We start from the raw sequence: 21,565 nt of genomic DNA, 5'->3' as shown, positions 1-21,565 counted from the left end.
GGTTCAGCGCCTCCGCCAGCCGCCGTGCCTGAGCCCGTCCAGCAGCATGTACACCGGCGGCCACAACAGCATGCCCAGCACCGGCGCCGCCCACGCCAGGTCCGGATGCGGGGCCACGCCCAGCGTGAGGTGCAGCACGGTGGTCACGATGCGGTCGTTGAGCAGCAGGCCGCCGATCGCCAGCGCCTGCTGCGACATCGGGAAGAAGCGCAGCCGCGCGCGGAAGCGCTGCAGGATGAAGGCCATCACCGCCAGCCGCAGTGCCTGCTCGCCCAACAGGCTGCCGAAGGTCAGGTCGGCCAGCAGGCCGATCAGGAAGGCGAACCCCAGGCCGTAGCGGTCGGGGTCTTCCAGCACCCAGTAGGCCACCACCAGCGCCAGCCAGTACGGCCGCAGGGGTTGCAGCAGTTCCGGCAGCGGCAGCAGCCCGAGCAGCAGCGCGACCAGCACGCTGGCCGGCATCATCCAGGCGCGGCGGGGACGCTTCATCGCGTCACCTCCGCAGGACCGGGCTGTGGTGGGGGCGACGCCGGGGACACCGGCCCGGCCTCGGGTACCGACGGGGCATCGCCCTCGCCCGCCGGCGCAACAGCGCCGGAAGTCGTTGCATCCGCCTCCGCGGGCGGGGGCGGCGCGGACGGCAGCGGCGTGGCCGGCGCGCTGCGCAGCAGCAGCACGTCGCGCCCGCGGTCCAGCTGCGCGGCGGGGGTGACATCGCCACTGAGGAACGCGCGGCTGTCGTCCGGGCGGAGCTCGGCCACGGTGCCGACCGGAAAGCCGGCCGGAAAGCGCGAGCCCAGCCCCGACGTCACCAGCAGGTCGCCGACCTTGACGTCGCTCGACAGCGGGATGTTGGTCAGGCTGAGCCGGTCGCTGCGGCCGTTGCCGTAGGCCATCAGCCGGACGCCGTTGCGCGCGACGGCCACCGGGACGACATGCGAAGGATCGGTCAGCAGCAGCACGGTGGCCTGGATCGGGCTGGCCTCGATCACCTGCCCCACCAGCCCGCCGGCGTCGATCACACTCTGGCCCACGCGCACGCCGTCGCCGCGCCCGGCGTCCAGTACCAGCCGCTGGCGCGTGGGATCGAGATCGACGTCGAGGATCGGCGCCAGCAACACATCCAGGTTGCCGCGCTGCTTGCCGCCCAGCAGGCCGCGCAGGCGCGCGTTGTCTGCGGCCACGGCCTGCAGCCGCGCCAGGCGCGCGTTGTTGACCAGCAGCTGGTTGCGCAGGCGGTCGTTCTCGCTCGTCAGCTGCGCCAGCGTGCCGGCGTCCTCGTACAGCGCGCCGGCCATGCGCGAGGGCCAGCCGGCGACGGTGCGGATCGGCTGCACCAGAAGGCTGGCCTGCTCGCGGGCCTGGCGCAGCCATCCGCCGCGGTGGTCGAGCACGATCAGCACGATGGCCAGCCCGAGGTAGGCCAGCAACCGCAGCGTGTCGGCGACTTCACCGGTGCGGGAGGGGGCGGACGGGCCGGCGTAGGGAGGCATCAAGGGCCGGTGGCTGCTGGGGCGGGATCAGCGTCGCGCGGGTGCGCGGCGCATTGCGTGGCGGTCAGGGGTGCGGCGCGGCCGCGCGGGGGTGCGTGGCGCGCAGTGCCGGTCGACCGCATGCCACCCGGTCGACCGTCCAGTGCGCGGTGCCCCACCGTGTTCAATCCGGCGCGAAGAACTCGTTGCCGTGCATGTCCACCAGCTCCAGCGCGCGTCCGCCACCGCGGGCCACGCAGGTCAGCGGGTCGTCGGCGACCTGCACGTGCAGGCCGGTCTCCTCGCTGATCAGGCGGTCCAGGTCGCGCAGCAGCGCGCCGCCACCGGTCAGGACGATGCCGCGCTCGGCGACGTCCGCGCACAGTTCCGGCGGGGTCTGCTCCAGCGCCAGCTTCACCGCGGTGACGATGCCGCTGAGCGGCTCGCGCAGCGCGTCGAGCACCTCGTTGGAGTTGATCGTGATCATCTTCGGCACGCCCTCGGCGAGGTTGCGGCCGGACACCTCGATGGTGCGCGACTCGTCCTGCGGGTAGGCGCAGCCGATGTCGAGCTTGATGCGCTCGGCGGTCGCCTCGCCGATCAGCGTGCCGTAGGTGCGGCGGACGTAGGCGATGATCGCCTCGTCGAAACGGTCGCCGCCGATGCGCACGCTGGCCGAGTACACGATGCCATTGAGCGCGATCACCGCGACCTCGGTGGTGCCGCCGCCGATGTCGACGACCATCGAACCGCGCGCCTCGGTCACCGGCATGCCGGCGCCGATCGCCGCGGCCATCGGCTCCTCGATCAGATACACCTCGCGCGCGCCGGCCTCCTCGGCCGATTCCTTGATCGCGCGGCGCTCGACCTGGGTGCTGCCGCACGGCACGCACACCAGCACCCGCGGGCTCGGGCGCATGAAGCGGCTCTTGTGCACCTTGCGGATGAAATGCTTGAGCATTTCCTCGGTGTAGGTGAAGTCGGCGATGACGCCGTCCTTCATCGGGCGGATCGTGGTGATGTGCCCCGGCGTGCGGCCGAGCATCTGCTTGGCCTCAGCGCCCACCGCCGCGACCGAGCGGTTGCCGCCGACCACGCGGTCCTGGCGCACCGCGACCACGGACGGCTCGTTGAGCACGATCCCTTGGCCGCGGACGTAGATGAGGGTGTTGGCCGTGCCCAGGTCGATGGACAGGTCGTTGGAGAACATGCCGCGAAACTTCTTGAACATCGGGAATATGGGTCCTGACGGCGGCGGTCGGCGGCCGTGTGAAGGGGGCGTGCAGGCGGTCCGGTAGCCTAGCAACGCCCCCCTTGTCGCAGCAAGGAAAAACAGCGGTTTGCGGCGGCTTTGGGCGTTCAGGGTCAGCCCACCGGTTCAGCCTTGGCCCGGCAATCGTGACGCCGTTCACGCCATCGCCTGGGCCCGGCTCGCTGGCCCCGGTCCGGCCCAGCCGCTACCCTACGCGCCCCGCGCGGGACCCCCGCGCCGCTCTTTCGCACAGGAATCGTCGATGTCTGCACTGATCTGCGGGTCGCTGGCCTACGACACCATCATGGTGTTCCCCGACCAGTTCAAGAACCACATCCTCCCGGACAAGGTGCACATCCTCAACGTGTCGTTCCTCGTGCCGCGCATGCGCCGCGAGTTCGGCGGCTGCGCCGGCAACATCGCCTACAACCTCAAGCTGCTGGGCGGCGACCCGATCCCGATGGCGACCGTCGGCCAGGACTTCGGCCCGTACCGCGAGTGGTTCGACGAGCACGGCATCCGCATGGACCAGGTCAAGGTGATCGACGAGCTGTTCACCCCGCAGGCGTTCATCACCACCGACCACGACAACAACCAGATCACCGCGTTCCACCCGGGCGCGATGATGCGCTCGTACGAGAACCACGTGCGCGACGTCAGCGGCGTCACCTTCGGCATCGTCAGCCCCGACGGGCGCGAGGGCATGATCCAGAACGCCACCGAGTTCGCCGACGCCGGTATCCCCTTCATCTTCGATCCGGGCCAGGCGATGCCGCTGTTCAACGGCGCCGAACTGCGCGCCTTCATCGAGCAGGCCGACTACGTCACCGTCAACGACTACGAGTCCAACCTGTTGCAGGAACGCACCGGCTGGAGCGAGAACGAGATCGTGCAGCGGGTGAAGGCGTACATCACCACCCGCGGCCCGCACGGCTCGCAGATCCACACGCAGGAAAAGACCTTCGACGTGCCGCCCGCCCACGAGCGCCGCGTGACCGACCCGACCGGCTGCGGCGACGCGTTCCGCGCCGGCCTCATCTTCGGCATCGAGAAGGGCTACGACTGGATGACGATTGGCCGCATGGGCAACCTGATGGGCGCGCTGAAAGTCGAACACCCCGGCACGCAGAACCAGCGTTTCGACTACGACGAGTTCGCCGAGCAGTTCAAGCAGCAGTTCGGGTACGCGCTGTAAGAAGCCCCTGCATCCACTGCCGCCGAAACCCGGCGCGGTGGACACGCAAATGCGACCGAGCGCTCACCTGGCCGCGCCTATGAAGGCACGGCAGTGACTGAAGTCCGCCATGCCGGCGGAGGATGACGCCTGCGATGTGGTGTCACTCCCAGCCCGGCATCCGCATTGGATCGAGTCCACCGACTTCGAACAGCGCCGTGCGTGTGCCGCCTGCCTTTACGGGGAACTCGACGGCTACCGTGCGGGCATCGTTGGCGATGCGCCACAGCGCGGCTTCGTCCTCGATGAACATCGCGATGGCCTCGTCGGTCTTCGGGCGGCTGGCCGCCATCGCGCGCGGTTCGGCGTCGTCGACGGTGACCTGCACGCGGCAGCCGCCGTAGCAGTCGAAGTCGCCGGTCTCCAGCACCAGGTAGCTGCTGCGGCCCCAGTCGGGGTGGTCGCGGAAGATCAGGCGCACCGTGCGCGCGCCGCTGCCGTCGACGTCCACCCGGTCCTTGGCGTAAACGGCGGCCGAGCGCTGCTCGCCACCGTCGACGGGTTGCGTCTGGTAGGTCCACAGCGATTGCAGGCGGCGGTCCTCGCGCGCCTGGTTGGCTTCGGTGGTCGCTTCCTGGTGGCGCTCGCGGATGCGGTCGGCGGCGGCGCTGCCGGGGTGCTCGGCCAGGAGCACATCGCCGTGGGCGCGCGCCATCTCCCAGTTCTTTTCGGCGTAGGCGGTTTCGAACTGCTCGGCCATCGCGTCGGCGGCGGCTTCTGCAGCTTGGGCGCGCGTGGCCTCGACCTGTGCGGGGTCGGTAGCCGGCTGGCAGGCGGCGAGTGCGAGAGCCGATGCCAGCAACGCGGCACGCAGGGAGATGGCGGGTGTCTTCATGGCGAATCCTCGGCGGAGGGGTGCGCCATTGTCCATGGCGGGGCGGATGTCGGGGTGTAGGAGCGACGTGAGTCGCGATCCAGCCTCGCCGACACTTCGCAGTTGTGAGCGGCGGTGCTGTAGCGACGGGAGTGCGAGTCGCGCGGCGAGCTGCGGCAGTGGTCGCGGCTGAAGCCGCTCCTACAGGGTCGGTCCGCGACCGTTGGGCGCACGCAGCCCTCGCGGAGTTCGGTCGCGACTTACGTCGCTCCTACAACGGTGGCGTGAATTGCGCGACGAGCGCCGAGGGAGGACGATCGCGGCCGAAGCCGCTCCCACGGGGTTTCGAATCGCGGAAACAACGCGGCCGCCCGGAGGCGGCCGCGTGTACTGCTGCAGCGGGGCGCGATCAGTCCGCCGGCTTGGCCACCGTGTCGTCACCCTTGGCCTTGGCGATCACGGCGTCGACCGACGCGGTGGTGATCGGGTGGTAGCCCGGGCGCGCCTCGGCCATCACCTGCTCGGCCAGTGCCAGGCCCTCGGGCGTGGCGACCAGCGCGTCGTAGGTCGGCATGATCAGCTTGCGGCGGCCGACGCGCTTGAGGAACGCGGCAATCGCCTCGTTGGCCTCGTCGTAGCCGCTGCGCACGGCCAGCGGATACCAGCGCTGCGCGACCTCGCCGTTGGCGGTGCCGGTGAACGCGTAGGCCTTGTCCAGCGCGGCCAGTTGTTCGGTCGACAGCGTTTCGGGCAGGCCCTCGACGAAGTGCACCCACTCCTGCGTGGTCCACGCATCGGTGACCGACGTCGCCGGCAGGTCGCCGCCGTCGAGCCAGGCCTTGCGCGCGGTATCGACGGCATCCAGGCGCGGCGAGGTGATTTCCGGGGCCGACTCGGGGATGCCCGGCTCGTACAGCCACTGCTCCAGCTCGGCCACCGTGACCTTGCCGGGATACTTGGCCAGCAGGTTCTCTTCGGCGTATTCGATGAAGGTCTTGCTGTCGATGCCCTGGAAGGCGAAGTGGTCGAAGTACTCGCGCAGGAACGCGTCGAACTCGGTACGCCCGAAGCGCTGCTCGAGGAACGACAGGAACCACGCACCCTTGTCGTAGGCGACCTCGCTGCCCTCGGCATCCACCGCCGGCTGCACGCCCGGGCGGATCGCCAGCGACTGCGCAGCGTCGGACATGTCGCCGATGGTTTCGCGCAGCGCGTTGCGCGCGATCACCGTCTCCATGTCGGCGCGCTCCTTGCCGTACAGCGCCTCGACGATGCGAGCCTCGACGTAGCTGGTGACGCCCTCGTTGAGCCAGCCGTGGTTGGCGGTGGCGAACGTCACCAGGTTGCCCGACCAGCTGTGCGCCAGCTCATGGGCGATCAGCGACACCAGCGACTTGTCGCCGACGATAACGGTCGGGGTGATGAAGCTCAGGCGCGGGTTCTCCATGCCGCCGTACGGGAACGACGGCGGCAGCACCAGCATGTCGTAACGCTCCCAGCGATACGGGCCGTAGAGCTGCTCGGTGACGTCGATCATCTTCTCGGTGTCGGCGAACTCCTCGGCGGCCTTCTCGACCATCGCCGGCTCGGCCCACACGCCGCTGCGCTCGCCGATCGGTTCGAACACCAGGTCGCCCGCGGCAATCGCCAGCAGGTACGACGGAATCGGCTGCGGCATCTTGAAGCTGTAGTCGCCGTCGCGCTCGGCCTGCGGATCGTTGTCGGCGCTCATCAGCACCATCACGTCCTCGGGGCTGGTCACGTGCGCGGTGTAGGTGAAACGCACCTGCGGCGTGTCCTGCAGCGGCACCCACGAGCGCGCATGGATCTGCTGCGACTGGCTGAACATGAAGGGCTGCTCGCCGCCCTCGGTCATTGCCGGGGTCAGCCACTGCAGGCCGGAGGCCTCCGGCGCGGTGTGGTAGGTGACACGGATGCGCTGGCTGCGTTCGGGCGCCTCGATGGTGAGCTTGCTACCCAGCGTCGGCTGCGCCCCGGCCAGGTCATAGGCCAGGTCGACCCACTTGCCGTCCTCGCGCTCACCGACGACCTTCTCGATGGTCAGGTCGCGGGTGTCGAGGATGAGCTGCGTCGCTTGCGGGTCCAGCCACTCAAGCGTGTAGGTCGCGCTGCCGCCCAGCTGTTTCTTGTCGAAGTCCACGGCGAGCTCCAGCGCGAGGTCCTTGATGCGGACCTTGCCGGACTCGGCATAGGAGTGCTGGTCGAAGTGCGCGGAGGTCTGCACGGTCGGGGTGCCCTCGGGTGCCGGCGCAGTGCCGGCCGGTGGCGCGGCGTCGCGCGAGCAGCCGGCCAGCACGGTGGCGCCGGCCAGGCACAGGGTCAGGATCGATGAACGCATAGAAGGCCCACGGTGTCGGGTGAGCCGCCGAGTGTAGCGTCGTGTTGCCGGCTGTCGAAGTGCCCGGCGTCGCGGGCCGGCTTCGTTCAGGCCTTGTAGCCGGTGTGGATCGCGACGATGCCCGCCGACAGGTTGCGGTAGTCGCAGCGTGCGAAGCCGGCCGCCTCCATCATGCCGCGCAGTTCGGCCTGCGGCGGGTGCTTGCGGATGCTCTCGGCGAGGTACTGGTAGCTGTCGGCATCGTTCGCGAACAGCTTGCCCAGCTTCGGCAGCACGTTGAAGGAGTGGAAGTCGTAGACCGGCTTGAACCACGGCGCGGTGACTTCGGAGAACTCAAGCACGCGCGCCTGCCCGCCCACCTTGAGCACGCGGTGCATCTCGCGCAGCGCGGCGTCCTTGTCGGTGACGTTGCGCAGGCCGAAGGCAATGGTGACCAGGTCGAAGCTGGCATCCGGGAACGGCAGCGCCTCGGCGTTACACTGCACGTACTCGAAGCCCGACACCCGGCCGCGGTCGACCATGCGGTCGCGCCCCACGCGCAGCATGTCGCCGTTGATGTCGCCCAGCACGATGCGCCCGGTGTCGCCGACGCGGTCCTTCAGCAGCAGCGCGATGTCGCCGGTGCCGCCGGCCAGGTCGAGCACGCTGTCGCCGCGGAGGACCTGCGCGGTGCCGACGAAGTAGCGCTTCCAGACACGGTGCACGCCCAGCGACATCAGGTCGTTCATCAGGTCGTAGTTGCGCGCGACCGAGGAGAACACCTGGCCGACCAGCTTCTGCTTCTCGCCGGTGGGGACGTCGCGGAAACCGAAGTGGGTGGTGCCGTCGCGCTCGCCGGCGCGGTCGTCGTGGGGTGCGTTCATGCCGGCGATTATCGCACCGCACCGGGACTTCTGTAGGAGCGGCTTCAGCCGCGATCAGATGTCGCCGCCTTGCAGTAGGAGCGACGTGAGTCGCGACCGAACCGTCGCCGACCAGCGCGGTCGCGACTCGCGTCGCTCCTACAAGGGGCGGATCATCCCGACCACGGGCGACATCCGATCGCGGCTGAAGCCGCTCCTACAATGGCCGGCCCGACTGGAGACGCCGCCATGATCGACACCCCCGACTACCGCGCCCTGCTCGACACCGCCGTGGCCGAGGCCCGCGCCGGGCTGGCCGAAGGCGGCATCCCGATCGGTGCGGCGCTTTACCACCAGGACGGCCGGCTGCTGGGCTGCGGCCACAACCGCCGCATCCAGGAGAATGACCCCTCGGTGCACGGCGAGACCGACGCCTTCCGCAAGGCCGGGCGCCAGCGCCGCTACCGCGACACGATCATGGTCACCACGCTCGCCCCGTGCTGGTACTGCAGCGGACTGGTGCGACAGTTCAACATCGGCACCGTGGTGGTGGGCGAGTCGGTCAACTTTCGCGGCGGCATCGACTGGCTGCGCGAGAACGGCGTCAACGTGATCGACCTCGAGGATGCCCGCTGCGTCGACATGCTGGGCGGCTGGATCGCCGCCAACCCCGAGGTGTGGAACGAGGACATCGGCGAGGACTGATACCCCGCCGATGTCCTTTCGGTATCAGAGGATGTAGCGGCTCAGGTCCGGGTCCTTCACCAGCTCGCCGAGGTGCTCATCGACGTAGGCGCGGTCGATGGTGACCTGCTGGCCGTCGCGGTCGGGGGCCTCGAAGCTCAGGGTGTCGAGCAGGCGCTCGAGCACGGTGTGCAGCCGGCGCGCGCCGATGTTTTCCTGGCGCTCGTTGACGGTGGCGGCGATCTCCGCGAGCCGCTCGACCGCGTCGTCGGTGAAGGCCAGCGACACGCCTTCGGTCTTCATCAGCTCGACGTACTGCAACGTCAGCGCGGCCTTGGGCTCGGTGAGGATGCGGACGAAGTCGTCCTTGCTCAGCGCGCCCAGTTCGACCCGGATCGGGAAACGGCCCTGCAACTCGGGGATCAGGTCGGACGGCTTGGCCAGGTGGAACGCGCCCGACGCGATGAACAGGATGTGGTCGGTCTTGATCGAGCCGTACTTGGTGCTGACGGTGGAGCCTTCGACCAGCGGCAGCAGGTCGCGCTGCACGCCCTCGCGCGAGACATCGCCACCGCCGACGTTCTCACCGCGCTTGGCGACCTTGTCTATCTCGTCGATGAAGACGATGCCGTGCTGCTCGCAGGCTTCGATCGCGGCTTCGCGCACCTCGTCCTCGTTGACCAGCTTGCCGGCTTCTTCCTCGACCAGCAGGGCGCGCGCGGCCCGGATCGGGAGCGTCTTCTTCTGCGTCTTGCCGCCGCCGATCTGCGAGAACATCTGCCGCAGCTGCTGGCCCATTTCCTCCATGCCGGGCGGCGCCATGATGTCGACATTGGATATCGACACGGCGGCATCGATCTCGATCTGGCGCTCGTCGAGGTCACCGTTGCGCAATTGCTGGCGCAGCTTGCGGCGGGTCTCGGATTCCTGCGCGGACGGTTCGGCGCCGATGTCCACCGTGGTGGTCGCCTGGCCCGCCGACCCGAAGCCAAAGCCGGTCGGCTGCTTCTCGCGGCCGGGCAGCAGCGCATCGAGGATGCGGTCCTCGGCGCGCTCCTCGGCGCGGGTGCGTACGCGCGCCTTGGCCTGCTCGCGGTAGAGCTTGACCGCGGTGTCCGCCAAGTCGCGGATGATCTGCTCGACGTCCTTGCCGACATAGCCGACCTCGGTGAAGCGCGTGGCCTCCACCTTCACGAACGGCGCGTTGGCAAGGGTCGCCAGCCGCCGCGCGATCTCGGTCTTGCCCACGCCGGTGGGGCCGATCATCAGGATGTTCTTGGGCATCACCTCGTTGCGCAGCTCGTCGGCCAGCTGGCTGCGGCGCCAGCGGTTGCGCAGGGCGATGGCGACGGCGCGCTTGGCGTCGGACTGCCCAACGATGTGGCGGTCGAGCGCCTGCACGATCTCGCGCGGGGTCATGGTGGCGTTGGAGGTATCGGGGGTATTGGGCATGTCGGGACAGGTCTTGTAGGAGCGGTTTCAGCCGCGATCGAGGGCGGGTGCGCGACCGGTCATCCGATCGCGGTCGTATCCGCGCCTAGAGTTCTTCGACGACCACGTTGCGGTTGGTGTAGATGCACACGTCGCCGGCGATGTTGATGGCCTCGGTGGCGATGGTGGTGGCGTCCAGCGTGGTGTGCGCCATCAGCGCGCGCGCGGCGCTCAGGGCGTACATGCCGCCCGAACCGATGGCGATGATCCCGTCTTCCGGCTCGATGACGTCACCGGTGCCGCTGATCACCAGCGAGGTTTCGCGGTCGGCGACGGCGAGCAGCGCCTCGAGCTTCCCGAAGCGGCGTTCGGTGCGCCAGTCCTTGGCCATCTCCACCGCGGCGCGGGTCAGCTGACCGTGCTTCTCCAGCTTGGCCTCGAACAGTTCGAACAGGGTGAACGCATCGGCGGCCGCGCCGGCGAAGCCCGCCAGCACCTGGCCGTCGCGGCCGAGGCGGCGCACCTTGCGCGCGTTGGCCTTCATCACCGTGTGGCCAAGCGTGACCTGGCCGTCGCCGGCAACAGCGACGCGGCCATCGCGACGCACCGAGACGATGGTGGTGGCGTGGAAACGGGTGGGGTTCTGGCTGGGGTCCATGCGGCCTCCGGGGGTCGAGCCCCTTGGATGGGGGCCGTCGTCGGGCGGCGCAAGGGTGGGCATGCCGGCGGGTGTAGGAGCGGCTTCAGCCGCGGCCGTCAACCGGCGCGTGTGACCGACTCCGGTTCGCGGCTGAAGCCGCTCCTACAGGGATTGACGTGACTACGGCTTGCGCTTGGCGCGCGGGTGCGCGGCGTCGTACACACGCGAGAGGTGCTGGTAGTCGAGGTGCGTGTAGATCTGGGTGGTGGCGATGTCGGCGTGGCCGAGCAGTTCCTGCACGCCGCGCAGGTCGCCGGAGGATTCCAGGATATGGCTGGCGAAGGAGTGGCGCAGCAGGTGCGGATGCACGCGCTTGAACAGGCCCTGGCGTTGCGCCAGCTGCCGCAGGCGCAGTTGCACCGCGCGCGGCGTGATCGGGCCCTTTCGGCCGGGGAAGACGGGCGTGTCGGCGGTGCCGCCGGACTCGCGCTTCCAGTCGCCCAGCGCGTTGCGCGCGTGCGAGCCCAGCGGAACGATGCGCTGCTTGCTGCCCTTGCCCAGCACGTGCACCAGCCCGTCGTCCAGGTGCAGGTCGCGCCAGTGCAGGCCACACAGCTCCGACAGGCGCAGGCCCGAGGAATAGAACAGCTCTAGCAGCGCGCGGTCGCGCACGCCCAGCGGTGCATCGGTGGGCACCTCGACAAGCGCCTTCGCCTCATCCGGGTCCAGCACCTGCGGCAGCTTGCGCGGGGCCTTGGGTGCACGGATGGCCGCGGCGGGGCTGGCTTTGATGCGGCCGTTGCGCAGCAGCCAGGCGTAGAAGCTGCGGCAGGCCGACAGCCGGCGCTGCAGGCTCTTGGGTGTCAGTCCACGGCGGTGCTCGGCGGCGACAAAGGCTCGGATGTGGTCGGCCTGCAGGCCTTCCACGCTCTGCCCGTTATCGACGGCCCAGAGCGAGAGGGCGTCCAGGTCGCGGCGATAGGCGGCGAGCGTGTGCGGCGACACGCGTCGCTCGACGTCGAGGTGGGACAGGAACTCGTCGACCACGCTCACTGGAGTGTCCGCGCGTTCCCGGCCTCAGCGCGCGTCGCGCGCCAGGGCCGCGGCAAACGCTTCGCCGATCATCCGCAGGAACAGCGTGCCCATGCCCGGGAAGAACCGGTTGGCATCGCCGCTGCCGACCGCGACCAGGCCCAGGCCCGGCAGCGGCAGCAGCGCGGTGGATTGCACGTCCTGCGCGCGGTCGCCATAGAGCACGTCGTGCTTGGCCGGCTGCAGGCGGCCGCACAGCGGCGCGCCCTCGGCCAGGCAGTCGGCGAACGGCGCCAGGCGCGCGTCACCGGCGTCGACCACCTGCAGCCAGTCGGCGTCCCCCAGCCCGTCGATGGCCTCGAACAGCACGATGCGCACGAGGTCGCCGTTGAAGTCCTCCGCCAGCGTGGCCGCCATCGCCCGCACCACGTCGGCGCGCGAGGGCTGGCGCATCAGCGCGAGGGTCAGCTGGTGGGTGCGCACGGCCAGGCGCTCGTTCTCCTGCGCGTTGCCGAACAGCTCGTGCAGGCGGCGGGTCAGCTCGCGGTTCTTGTCGCGCAGCACCTCCAGCTGGTAGCTGGCCAGCGACGCGGCCGGGCCCTCGTCGCGCGGCACCACCAGGGTGATGGCCAGGTCCGGGAACTGCTGCAGGAACTTCGGGTGCCGCCGCAGCCAGGCCGCCACTTCGTGCGCGCCCAGCGCCTCGCGTGTATCGCTCATGCCCACCACTCTCCTTCGAATACGAATGCCACCGGCCCGGCCATGGTGATGCCCGCGGCATCGTCCGGCCAGTGGATTTCAAGATCGCCCCCGGGCAACGCGACCGTCGCACGACGCGCGATGCGGCCACGCCGCCTCAGCACCGCCGCGGCCGCGCAGGCGCCGCTGCCGCAGGCCAGGGTCTCGCCTACGCCGCGCTCGAACACGCGCAGGCGGATGCGGTCCTCGCCGGTGACCTGTGCGAAGCCGACGTTGACCGAGTCCGGGAACGTCGGTTGCGCCTGCAACCAGCGCCCGAGCGCTTCGACCGGCGCGGTGTCGATATCGTCGACCTCGATGACCGCATGCGGGTTGCCCATGGACACCGCGCCAAACGCAATCGTGCCGCCGTCGGACTGCAGGGCGTAGCTGTCGGCCGCGTCGAAACCCGTGAGCGGGATGTGCGCCGGGTCGAAGTCCGGCACGCCCATCGCGATGCGGTAGCGGTCATCGTCCAGCCGTTGCACGCCGTGGCGGCCGGCCGGGCTGGCGAGTACGAAGTCGCCCTCGCCCGCCGCGCCATCACGCACCAGCCAGGCGGCAACGCAGCGCGCGCCATTGCCGCACTGCCCCGCGACGCTGCCGTCGCTGTTCCAGATGCGGTACGCGGCGACCACGCCGGGGGCCGGCGCGTCCTCGATCGTCAGGATCTGGTCGCAGCCGACGCCGGTGTGGCGATCGGCCAGCGCGCGGCACAGTTGCGGTGTCGGCGCGGATCGTCCGCCGCGCAGGTCGAGCACGACGAAGTCGTTGCCCGCACCGTGCATCTTGCTGAAACGCAGTACGGCAGTACCCGACGCGGTCGTCTGGTCAGCCATTCCCGTCGTCGTCGGTCGGGTCGGGCGGCGTGTCGTCGACCGGCGGCTCGACGGCATCGTCGGTGGCCTCGTCCTCGTTGATCAGCATGCCGTCCTGCACGACCTCGTCGGAAGTGTCGGTGTCGGCTTCGGCCGGGGCCAGCTCCACCGGGACTTCGCCGGTCGGCGTGGCCGGGGCCTGTTCGGGATCTACCGGGGCGGCGGGCGCCTGCACCAGCGGGCCCTTGTTGCCGCAGGCGGCCAGCGAAAGGGCCAGCAGTGCCGGGGCGAGGAGGTTCAATGCGGGGCGGATATCCATCGCCGCAGTGTAGCCCCGGCGCCGGCGGCTGCGTAGCTCAGCGCGGCGGTTCGGGGCGGTGCCACAGCCAGATGCCGACGACCACCATGATCGCGGTGCCGGTCGCGGCCATCCACATGCGCGGGGCCGTCAGGAGCATCACCGCCGCGCACAGCACCATGGTGCCGATGGCGAGCACCTTGGAGCGCCGCGCGACGGCGCCGTGCGCCTGCCAGTCGTGGATCATCGGGCCGAACCGCGGGTGCCCCAGCAGCCAGAGGTGCAGGCGCCGCGAGCCGCGCGCGGCGGCATACGCCGACAGCAGGATGAACGGGACGGTCGGCAGCCCCGGCAGCACCACGCCGATCACGCCCAGGGCGAGCGCGCCGTAGGCCAGCAACCACCACGCCCAACGGAAACGGACGGGCGCATGCGCGGTGTCCGGATCGTGTCGACTCATGCCAGCGGCACGCCTGCCATTCGATGCCATCCCGGGTGCAGAGAGGAACCTGCGCTCGCGCTTCGTTTACTCAAGCGGAAAGCAGATCCTTCACTGCGCCCAGTAACGACGAGGAGAATGGCGCGTGGCGGCGTCAGTCCGCCTTCGCGCCCGGCGCCGGCGTGGACGTGGCATCCGCCACCCCCAGCCGGTCCAGCGCGAAGGCGTACATCTCCGCCATCTCCCGATACCGGCGGAAGCGGCCTGACTTGCCGCCATGGCCGGCATCCATGTTGGTGCGGAACACGACCGGCTCGGTGCCGGTATTCACGTCGCGCAGCTTGGCCACGTACTTGGCCGGCTCCCAGTACTGCACCTGCGAATCCCACAGCCCGGTGCCGACGAACGTCGCCGGGTACGCCTGCGCGGTCAGGTTGTCGTAGGGCGAGTACGACAGCATGTAGTCGTAGTACTGCCTGTCCTCGGGGTTGCCCCACTCGTCGTACTCGTTGGTGGTCAGCGGGATGCTGGCGTCGAGCATGGTGGTGACCACGTCCACGAACGGCACCTGCGACAGGATCACGCGGTAGTCGTCGGGGGCCATGTTGGCGATCGCGCCCATCAGCAGGCCGCCGGCGCTGCCGCCGTAGGCCGCCACGCGGTCGGGCGCGGCCACGCCCTGCTCCACCAGGAAGCGGGTCACGTCGATGAAGTCGGTGAAGGTGTTCTTCTTGTTGAGCAGCTTGCCGGCGTCGTACCACGCGCGGCCCATCTCCTGGCCGCCGCGGATGTGCGCGATGGCGTAGACCACGCCGCGGTCGAGCAGGCTGACCGCCGGCAGGTTGAAGGTCGGGTCGATCGAGTTGCCGTAGCTGCCGTAGGCGTACTGCAGCAGCGCGGCGGTGCCGTCCTTCTGGTAGCCCTTGCGGTAGACCAGCGACACCGGGATCTTCGTGCCGTCGCGCGCGGTCGCCCACAGGCGCTCGGTTTCGTATTTGGACGGGTCGTAGCCGATCACCGGCTGCTGCTTGAGCTGGCGGCGCTCGCCGGTGGCGATGTTGAGCTCATAGGTCGTCGCCGGCGTGGTCATCGAGGTGTAGCTGTAGCGCAGCCAGTCGGTGTCGGGCTCGGCGTTGGTGGACAGGCCGATCGAGTACGCCGGCTCGTCCACCTTGACGTAATCGTGGGATGCATCCGCGGTGCCCGGCGCGCCGCGCAGCAGGCGCAGGCGCTCCAGGCCCCCGGAGCGCTCGGCCACCGCGGTGAAGCCGTCGAACAGCTCGAAGCCGTCGATGAATACGTTAGGGTCGTGCGCCACCCAGTCCTGCCACTGGGCGCGCGAGGTGGCGTCGCTGGGCGCGGTCACAATCTTGAAGTTCTTCGCCGCCACGCCGTCGGCGCCCGGTGCGTTGGTGCGGATCACCCAGCGGCCGCCGTGGTGGTCGGCGTCGTACTCGACGTCCCGCTGGCGCGGCGCCAGCACGGTGAACTCGCCCGGACCGGCCGCCGGCGCGCAGCGCATCTCGCTCGACACCGTGCTTTCCACGCCGATGCAGATGTAGCGGTCGTCGCGGGTGCGGCCGATGCCCATGTAGAAGCTGTCGTCGCGTTCCTCGTACACGAGCGCGTCGTCGCTCGCCGGCGTGCCCAGCACGTGCTTCTTCACCCGTACGGTGAGCAGGGTTTCCGGGTCGTTCTCGACATAGAACAGCGTGCGGTTGTCGTCGGCCCACACCAGGTTGGCGGACACGCCCTCGATGCGGTCGGTGTGGACCTCGCCGGTCTCGAGGTTCTTGATGCGGATGACGTACTGGCGGCGGCCGACGTCGTCCTCGGCCCACGCCAGCAGTCGGTTGTCCTGGCTGACTTCCCAGTCGCCGACGCTGAAGTAGTCCTTGTCGGCGGCCATCGTGTTGACGTCCAGCAGCACCTGCTCGCCTTCGAAATTGCCGGCGTCGTTGGCGGCCTGGATGGACACGGCGTCGACGCCATCGCCATCGCGGCGACGGGCATAGATCGGGTAGTCCTGGCCGGTCTGGAAGCGGCTGTAGTACCACCAGCCGCGCTCGCGGTACGGCACCGAGCTGTCGTCCTGCTTGATGCGCCCGACGATCTCCTCGTACAGCGCATCCTCCAGCGGCTTGAGCGGCGCCATCACCGCGTCGGCGTAGGCGTTCTCGGCGTTGAGGTAGGCCAGCATGTCCGGCGCCTTGCGGGCGTCGTCGCGCAGCCAGTAGTACTCGTCGTTGCGCTCGGCGCCGTGCGGGGCCTTGACCACGTGCGGGCGGCGCTCGGCGTCCGGTGGGGTGAGCAAGGTCTGGGCGGTGGCGGTCGAAGTCAGGGTCATCAGCGTCGCAAGCAGCAGCGTGGGCTTCATGGGATGGGGTCCGGGGGCGGTGGGCGCAACGGGGTCGGCGGACTTTCGCATATCCGCGGGACAGGGCGGTATCGGAAGGACGGTCACCCCTGCCCTTCGGCAACCGACGCAACTTCGGTCCGTCATTCCCGCGCAGGCGGGAAGCCCGTGACCTGGCTCCAGCTGCAGTAAGTCGCTGGGTTCCCGCCTTCGCGGGAATGACGAGCTAAAAAAGCGATCCTTCGATGTGTGCCCGGCCTTTATCCGTGCGACGCCGTGGCGGAAGACACGCCCTGCATCAGCCCGGATCGACGACTGCCTCGCGAACCTGCGCAACGGCCAGCTGCTCCGGCAGCACCGCGCGATAGCCCAGCGCGTCCAGCCGCTGCAGCAGCAGGGTGAGGATCTCGACGTTGCGGCCGTGGCCCGCGCCCTCGTGCAGCAGCACGATCGCGCCGGGCTTCAGGCCACGCTCGATCCGCGCGACCACCGCGGCCGGGTCGGCGGCCACCGCGTCGAAGCCGCGGGCGCTCCAGCCGACCCGCGCCAGTCCGTGGCGGCGCAGCGGCGCATGCACGAACGGATTCGCCATCCCGACCACGGCGCGGAACCAGCGCGGCGGCGCGCCGGCCAGTTCGCCCAGGACCGCCTGGCCACGGTCGATCTCCGCGCGCATGCGGGCCGGCGGCAGCGCCCAGAACCACGCCGAGGGGTGCGCGGCGCTGTGGTTGCCGACGGTGTGGCCGCGCCGGACGATCTCGCGCACCGCGTCCGGCCGGGCTGCAGCGCGATCGGCCACGAGAAAGAACGTGGCGCGCGCGCCGTGCGCATCCAGAAGATCCAGCATCGTCGCGGTGTCGTCGGACGGGCCGTCGTCGATCGTCAGCCAGGCGACGCGGTCGCGGGTGGGCAGCCGGGTCAGCACCGGCCCGAACAGGCGCGAGGCCGGCCACAGCGTGCCCCACACCAGCGCGCCGTGGGTCAGGAAGAGCAGCGGCACGCCGACGCGCCACCCCCACTGCCACCACGCCGCCACCAGCACCACCTGCGATGCGCCGAACACCCACGCCCAGGCATGCGGCCGGCGCGGCGGACGGTGCGGGTCGGCGGGCAGGTCGGGGGACGGGGCGTCGGGCATGGCGTCGATGATGCCACCGCGCCGGGTCGGGGCCGCGCGCCAGCGGTCGCTCAGGTCACCGGGCGTACAATCCACGCCCCACGTTGTTACCGGATCTCCGTCATGTCGCTCGACCCCACCCTGCAGACCCGTATCGAAACCCTGCTGCGCGACAACCACGTCGTGCTGTTCATGAAGGGCCAGCCGCAGGCGCCGCAATGCGGGTTTTCGGCCAAGGCGGCGGGCGCGCTGGACGCGCTGGACGTGGAGTACGCGCACGTCGACGTGCTGTCGGACCCGGAGATCCGCGAAGGCATCAAGGTGTACGGCCAGTGGCCGACGATCCCGCAGCTGTACATCGGCGGCGAACTCTTCGGTGGCAGCGACATCATCAGCCAGATGGCCGCCAGCGGTGAGCTCAACGCGGCGCTCGGCCTGCCGCCGCCGGACCGCACGCCGCCGGAGATCACCATCACCCCGGCCGCGGCGAAGATGCTGCGCGAGTCGGTGGCCGGCGCCTCGGCGCAGGGCCAGTTCGCGGTGTCGCTGGAGATCGACCGCCGCTACACCGCCAAGCTCGCGCTCGCCCCGCTGGACACCAACGCCATCGCCGCCGAAGTCGACGGCGTGCGCGTGCAGTTCGACGCCGCCAGCGCGCGTCGTGCGCGCGGGCTGTCGATCGACTGGGTCGACGATGCACGCGGCCGCGGCCTGGTGATCGAGAACCCGAATGCACCGCCCAAGGTGCAGGCGATCAGCGCCGGCGATGCCGCCGCGCGCGTGCAGGCCGGCGAGTTGACGCTGGTGGACGTGCGCCCGGCCGAGGAGCGCGCGATGGCGTCGGTCAACGCGCCGTTCGAAACGCTGGAAGGCAATGCCGGGCTGGAGAAGCTGGAAGCGCTGCCGAAGGACACGCCGCTGGCGTTCCTGTGCCACCACGGCCAGCGCAGCGCGCAGGCGGCCGAGCATTTCCGCGGCCTGGGCTTCACCCGGGTATTCAACGTGACGGGCGGGATCGATGCGTGGGCCAAGGACGTCGATACGTCGCTGGCGCAGTACTGATCGGGTTTCTCCGCTTTCCTTCTCCCGCCGGGAGAAGGAAAGCGAAGTGACGGATGAGGGTTCGGAGAAGCGACGGATGATCAGCTTTCGCTGACTCCGCCGAACCCTCACCCCAACCCCTCTCCCATCAGGAGAGGGGCTTTAAGAGCGCGCTCCTCAGGAATCAGCTGCCGAAGCCGCCTTCGGCCAGGAACGCCTTCTCCTCGTCGGTGCTCTCGCGTCCCAGCAGCGCGTTGCGATGTGGGAAGCGGCCGAAACGCTCGATGATGTCGTGGTGGTGCTGCGCCCACTTGGCCGAGTCGGCATCGCCGGACGCGCTGTTGAGTTCGACCGAGCGCTGCTGGTCCTCCAGCGATTCGGAATGCATGAACGGGATGTAGAAGAAGCGCTGCAGCTCCGGCGCGACCTGCACGTCGAAGCCGTTCTGGATCGCGGCATCGGCCACGCGCCGCGCGCGTTCATCACCGGCGTAGGCCTTGGCGCTGTCGCGGTGGGTGTTGCGCGGGATCTGGTCGAGCAGGATCACCAGCGCCAGCGCGCCCTCGGCATCCGACTCCCAGTCCTCCATGCCACCGGCGACCGCGTCGTCGGAGGCGTCGCCGAAGGCCATCTCGCACATGTCGTCGAACGTCTCGTCCTTGGCGAACCAGCGCTCGGGGCCGGCATCGCGCCAGAAATCGACGACTTCCTTGGCGGTCACGGACATGGAAACTCCTTGCTACGAATGGGGCCGGCTACCGTAACAAGTCCCGCGCCGTCACCGGGTGACCGGAAGGCCACGCGTGGCGGTAGCGACGCAACGGCTCACGTCTCGACGAGGTCGTCGCCTTCGATGTCGTCCTCGCCGTTGCCCAGCTGCGTTTCCAGTTCCGCAATCCAGCCCAGCGTGATGCCTTCCAGCGTCACCGCGTGGATCAGTGGACGGATACCACCGCCGGCGTAACTGGCGGCGATGAAGGCGGCGTAGCGTTCGCGCAGTTCCAGCCAGGTGGCATGCGCGTGTTCGAACGTTGCCAGCGCCTCGCCATCGAGCTGCGTGCGCAGGTGCGCGACCAGCGCGCGCAACCGCGCATCGGCGGCCTCGAACGCCTGCACCGCACGCGCCTGCATCTGCGCGTCGCTGATGTCGTCGACCGCGACCTGCCGGGCCACGTGCTCGGCCTGGGTGAAGTAGCGGTCGGCGATGCGCGCGGCGGTTTCGGCCTGGCCGATCAACCGCGCTTCGAAGCGCCGCAGGTCGTCCAGCGAAACGTCCGCACGCTCCAGCCCCTGCTTGAGCGCGAGCAGCTTCTCGTGGCGATCGATGGCTTCCATGTCGGGGCGGCGCTCCACCCGCCGCTGGACGAAATAGAACGCCCAGGTCAGCGCGGCGCCGAGCACCAGGTACAGGGCCTGCTCCATGCGGGTTTCCTCCGGATCATTGCCGGGGAGCCCCGGCCGGGCGCCAGTGTGCCGCTTCGGCATCGCAGGCGCTGGGACTGGCGCTGCAGCAGGCATTGCCGGCCGCCGCGCGACGGGGCACGCTGCGGTGGCCGGCACATCAGCCGGCCCGGGAGCCACCCATGCACATCCGCCACAGCGGGCCCGGCGACATCGACGCCGTCCGCGCGATCTACGCCCAGCCCAGCAACTACGCCTCCACGCTGCAACTGCCGCATCCGTCGCGCGCGCTGTGGGAAAAGCGGCTGGGCGGGACCGACGAACACTTCCACAGCCTGGTCGCGTGCGAGGGCGACGAAATCCTCGGCCAGATCGGCATCGCCAGCCACGCCCGCCCCCGGCGCCGGCACGTGGCCAACGTCGGCATGGCGGTGTCGGAGACCGCGCGCGGCTGCGGGGTCGGCCGGGCCCTGCTGCAGGCCGCCATCGACCTGTGCGAGGGCTGGCTGGCGGTGCACCGGATCGAGCTGGAGGTCTACACCGACAACGCCGCGGCCATCGCGCTGTACGAGGCCTGTGGCTTCGTCCACGAGGGCACGGCGCGCGGCTACGCCTGGCGCGACGGCCGGTTCGTCGATGCGCACCTGATGGCGCGCCTGTCCGGGCCGCTGGCACCCACCGGCTGACACCGCGCTACGCTTCGCGCCGCCGCCGCCGCTTCGCGCCACGCACCCGGACACCGCCATGCCCCTGCACGCCTTCGATGCCGCGCTGTCCAACCCCGCGCCGCGCCCGGACCTGACCGGCCTGCGCCGCGGCGTGGCCGAGTTCGTGTTTTTCGGCATCAAGGAGGCGCGCGCGTGCCTGTTCGCGGTGGTGATCTTCGCGGCGATGGTGCTGGTCCCGCGCGAGGGCGTGCTCGGCCTGCCGCGCTACGACGTCCTGCTGCTGGTCGCGGTGCTGGCGCAGTGGGCGATGCTGGCCACGGGGCTGGAGACGCGCGACGAGCTCAAGGCGATCACGCTGTTCCACGTGGTCGGGTTCGCGCTGGAGGCGTTCAAGGTGTCGCCGGCGATCGGCTCGTGGTCGTATCCGGACCCCGCGTACACCAAGGTGCTGGGCGTGCCGCTGTTCTCCGGCTTCATGTACGCGGCAGTGGGCAGCTACGTCATCCAGGCCTGGCGTCTGCTGGACGTGCGCGTCCGCCACCACCCGCCGTACTGGCTGGCCACGCTGGTGGCGGTGCTGATCTACGCCAACTTCTTCACCCACCACTTCATCGGCGACTACCGCTGGTACATCGCCGCCGCCGCGCTGGGCGTGTATGCGCGCACCACCGTGAGCTTCCGACCGCTCGACCGCGAACGCCGCATGCCGATGCTGCTGGCATTCGTGCTGATCGGTTTCTTCATCTGGCTGGCGGAGAACTTCAGCACGCTGATGGGCGTGTGGGCGTATCCGGACCAGCTCGGCGCGTGGTCGACGGTGCACGTGGGCAAGTGGAGCTCGTGGTCGCTGCTGGTGGTGATGACCTTCACCATCGTGGCCCACCTCAAGCACATCAAGGAGCGCATCCACGTGCCGGATTGACGGCGCG

General features: G+C 69.9%; 22 protein-coding genes. 5 read left to right on the top strand and 17 right to left on the bottom strand.

The genetic code is table 11. The features are described from left to right. Positions 1 to 3: 3 nt before the first annotated feature. The 3 genes from mreD to K6753_RS11295 form a co-directional block, all read right to left on the bottom strand. A complete protein-coding gene (mreD, locus tag K6753_RS11305) occupies positions 4 to 489 on the bottom strand; it encodes a rod shape-determining protein MreD (protein WP_223676564.1) in 486 nt (161 codons plus the stop codon). Then, the gene (gene mreC, locus K6753_RS11300) at positions 486 to 1,493 is read right to left on the bottom strand and encodes a rod shape-determining protein MreC (RefSeq protein WP_425492117.1); all 1,008 of its coding nucleotides are present in this window, start codon (positions 1,491 to 1,493) and stop codon (positions 486 to 488) included. Before mreC ends, mreD begins: the two co-directional genes overlap by 4 nt. Positions 1,494 to 1,656: 163 nt before the next feature. Beyond that, positions 1,657 to 2,703, bottom strand: coding sequence for a rod shape-determining protein (locus K6753_RS11295; protein ID WP_223676563.1), 1,047 nt, complete (start codon positions 2,701 to 2,703; stop codon positions 1,657 to 1,659). A gap of 283 nt (positions 2,704 to 2,986) precedes the next feature. On the opposite strand from K6753_RS11295, the gene K6753_RS11290 reads away from it, so the two are divergent. Continuing rightward, the gene (locus K6753_RS11290) at positions 2,987 to 3,919 is read left to right on the top strand and encodes a carbohydrate kinase family protein (RefSeq protein ID WP_223676562.1); all 933 of its coding nucleotides are present in this window, start codon (positions 2,987 to 2,989) and stop codon (positions 3,917 to 3,919) included. Positions 3,920 to 4,061: 142 nt separating this feature from the next. Here K6753_RS11290 and K6753_RS11285 read toward each other — a convergent pair whose 3' ends face one another. The 3 genes from K6753_RS11285 to ubiE form a co-directional block, all read right to left on the bottom strand. Next, positions 4,062 to 4,793, bottom strand: coding sequence for a hypothetical protein (locus K6753_RS11285; RefSeq protein ID WP_223676561.1), 732 nt, complete (start codon positions 4,791 to 4,793; stop codon positions 4,062 to 4,064). 388 nt (positions 4,794 to 5,181) lie between these two features. Continuing rightward, positions 5,182 to 7,131, bottom strand: a complete 1,950-nt coding sequence (locus K6753_RS11280; protein ID WP_223676560.1) for a M1 family metallopeptidase — start codon at positions 7,129 to 7,131, stop codon at positions 5,182 to 5,184. An 86-nt stretch (positions 7,132 to 7,217) separates the two neighbouring features. Next, positions 7,218 to 7,994 (bottom strand): bifunctional demethylmenaquinone methyltransferase/2-methoxy-6-polyprenyl-1,4-benzoquinol methylase UbiE, encoded by a 777-nt coding sequence (ubiE, locus tag K6753_RS11275; RefSeq protein WP_223676559.1) that lies wholly within the window; start codon positions 7,992 to 7,994, stop codon positions 7,218 to 7,220. Between the two features lie 228 nt (positions 7,995 to 8,222). On the opposite strand from ubiE, the gene K6753_RS11270 reads away from it, so the two are divergent. Then, positions 8,223 to 8,678 (top strand): nucleoside deaminase, encoded by a 456-nt coding sequence (locus K6753_RS11270; RefSeq protein WP_223676558.1) that lies wholly within the window; start codon positions 8,223 to 8,225, stop codon positions 8,676 to 8,678. Between the two features lie 24 nt (positions 8,679 to 8,702). On the opposite strand, the gene hslU is transcribed toward K6753_RS11270, so the two are convergent. From hslU to K6753_RS11225, 9 genes are all read right to left on the bottom strand, one after another. Next, complete coding sequence (gene hslU / locus K6753_RS11265; protein ID WP_223676557.1) at positions 8,703 to 10,109, bottom strand: ATP-dependent protease ATPase subunit HslU; 1,407 nt, start codon at positions 10,107 to 10,109, stop codon at positions 8,703 to 8,705. Positions 10,110 to 10,194: 85 nt separating this feature from the next. Further along, entirely contained in the window at positions 10,195 to 10,746 is a 552-nt protein-coding gene (gene hslV, locus K6753_RS11260) for an ATP-dependent protease subunit HslV (RefSeq protein WP_223676556.1), read from the bottom strand. Between the two features lie 162 nt (positions 10,747 to 10,908). Beyond that, positions 10,909 to 11,781, bottom strand: a complete 873-nt coding sequence (xerC, locus tag K6753_RS11255; RefSeq protein ID WP_223676555.1) for a tyrosine recombinase XerC — start codon at positions 11,779 to 11,781, stop codon at positions 10,909 to 10,911. A 24-nt stretch (positions 11,782 to 11,805) separates the two neighbouring features. After that, complete coding sequence (locus tag K6753_RS11250; protein ID WP_223676554.1) at positions 11,806 to 12,480, bottom strand: DUF484 family protein; 675 nt, start codon at positions 12,478 to 12,480, stop codon at positions 11,806 to 11,808. Next, a complete protein-coding gene (gene dapF / locus K6753_RS11245) occupies positions 12,477 to 13,337 on the bottom strand; it encodes a diaminopimelate epimerase (RefSeq protein WP_223676553.1) in 861 nt (286 codons plus the stop codon). The genes K6753_RS11250 and dapF overlap by 4 nt, the downstream gene beginning before the upstream one ends. Next, positions 13,330 to 13,617, bottom strand: coding sequence for an LPS translocon maturation chaperone LptM (lptM, locus tag K6753_RS11240; protein WP_223676552.1), 288 nt, complete (start codon positions 13,615 to 13,617; stop codon positions 13,330 to 13,332). Before lptM ends, dapF begins: the two co-directional genes overlap by 8 nt. 55 nt (positions 13,618 to 13,672) lie before the next feature. After that, entirely contained in the window at positions 13,673 to 14,074 is a 402-nt protein-coding gene (locus K6753_RS11235; RefSeq protein ID WP_223676551.1) for a YbaN family protein, read from the bottom strand. Positions 14,075 to 14,207: 133 nt separating this feature from the next. After that, on the bottom strand, positions 14,208 to 16,430 hold the full coding sequence (locus K6753_RS11230; RefSeq protein ID WP_223676550.1) for a S9 family peptidase: 2,223 nt from the start codon (positions 16,428 to 16,430) through the stop codon (positions 14,208 to 14,210). A gap of 277 nt (positions 16,431 to 16,707) precedes the next feature. Beyond that, positions 16,708 to 17,547 (bottom strand): polysaccharide deacetylase family protein, encoded by an 840-nt coding sequence (locus tag K6753_RS11225; protein WP_223676549.1) that lies wholly within the window; start codon positions 17,545 to 17,547, stop codon positions 16,708 to 16,710. 102 nt (positions 17,548 to 17,649) lie between these two features. On the opposite strand from K6753_RS11225, the gene grxD reads away from it, so the two are divergent. After that, a complete protein-coding gene (grxD, locus tag K6753_RS11220; RefSeq protein ID WP_223676548.1) occupies positions 17,650 to 18,588 on the top strand; it encodes a Grx4 family monothiol glutaredoxin in 939 nt (312 codons plus the stop codon). Between the two features lie 163 nt (positions 18,589 to 18,751). Here grxD and K6753_RS11215 read toward each other — a convergent pair whose 3' ends face one another. Further along, positions 18,752 to 19,294 (bottom strand): DUF924 family protein, encoded by a 543-nt coding sequence (locus K6753_RS11215; protein ID WP_223676547.1) that lies wholly within the window; start codon positions 19,292 to 19,294, stop codon positions 18,752 to 18,754. A 98-nt stretch (positions 19,295 to 19,392) separates the two neighbouring features. Next, on the bottom strand, positions 19,393 to 19,989 hold the full coding sequence (locus K6753_RS11210) for a lysozyme inhibitor LprI family protein (protein ID WP_223676546.1): 597 nt from the start codon (positions 19,987 to 19,989) through the stop codon (positions 19,393 to 19,395). A gap of 161 nt (positions 19,990 to 20,150) precedes the next feature. Here K6753_RS11210 and K6753_RS11205 point away from each other — a divergent pair, with 161 nt between their 5' ends. Both K6753_RS11205 and K6753_RS11200 read left to right on the top strand, forming a co-directional pair. After that, complete coding sequence (locus tag K6753_RS11205; protein ID WP_223676545.1) at positions 20,151 to 20,654, top strand: GNAT family N-acetyltransferase; 504 nt, start codon at positions 20,151 to 20,153, stop codon at positions 20,652 to 20,654. A 58-nt stretch (positions 20,655 to 20,712) separates the two neighbouring features. Next, positions 20,713 to 21,558, top strand: a complete 846-nt coding sequence (locus K6753_RS11200; protein WP_223676544.1) for a DUF817 domain-containing protein — start codon at positions 20,713 to 20,715, stop codon at positions 21,556 to 21,558. Positions 21,559 to 21,565: the final 7 nt, after the last annotated feature.

This window comes from Novilysobacter selenitireducens (assembly GCF_020026895.1).
GTDB classification, from domain to species: Bacteria; Pseudomonadota; Gammaproteobacteria; order Xanthomonadales; family Xanthomonadaceae; genus Lysobacter_C; species Lysobacter_C selenitireducens.
The sequence above is the reverse complement of the archived record's forward strand: the minus strand, read 5'-3'. Positions and strand labels throughout refer to the sequence as shown.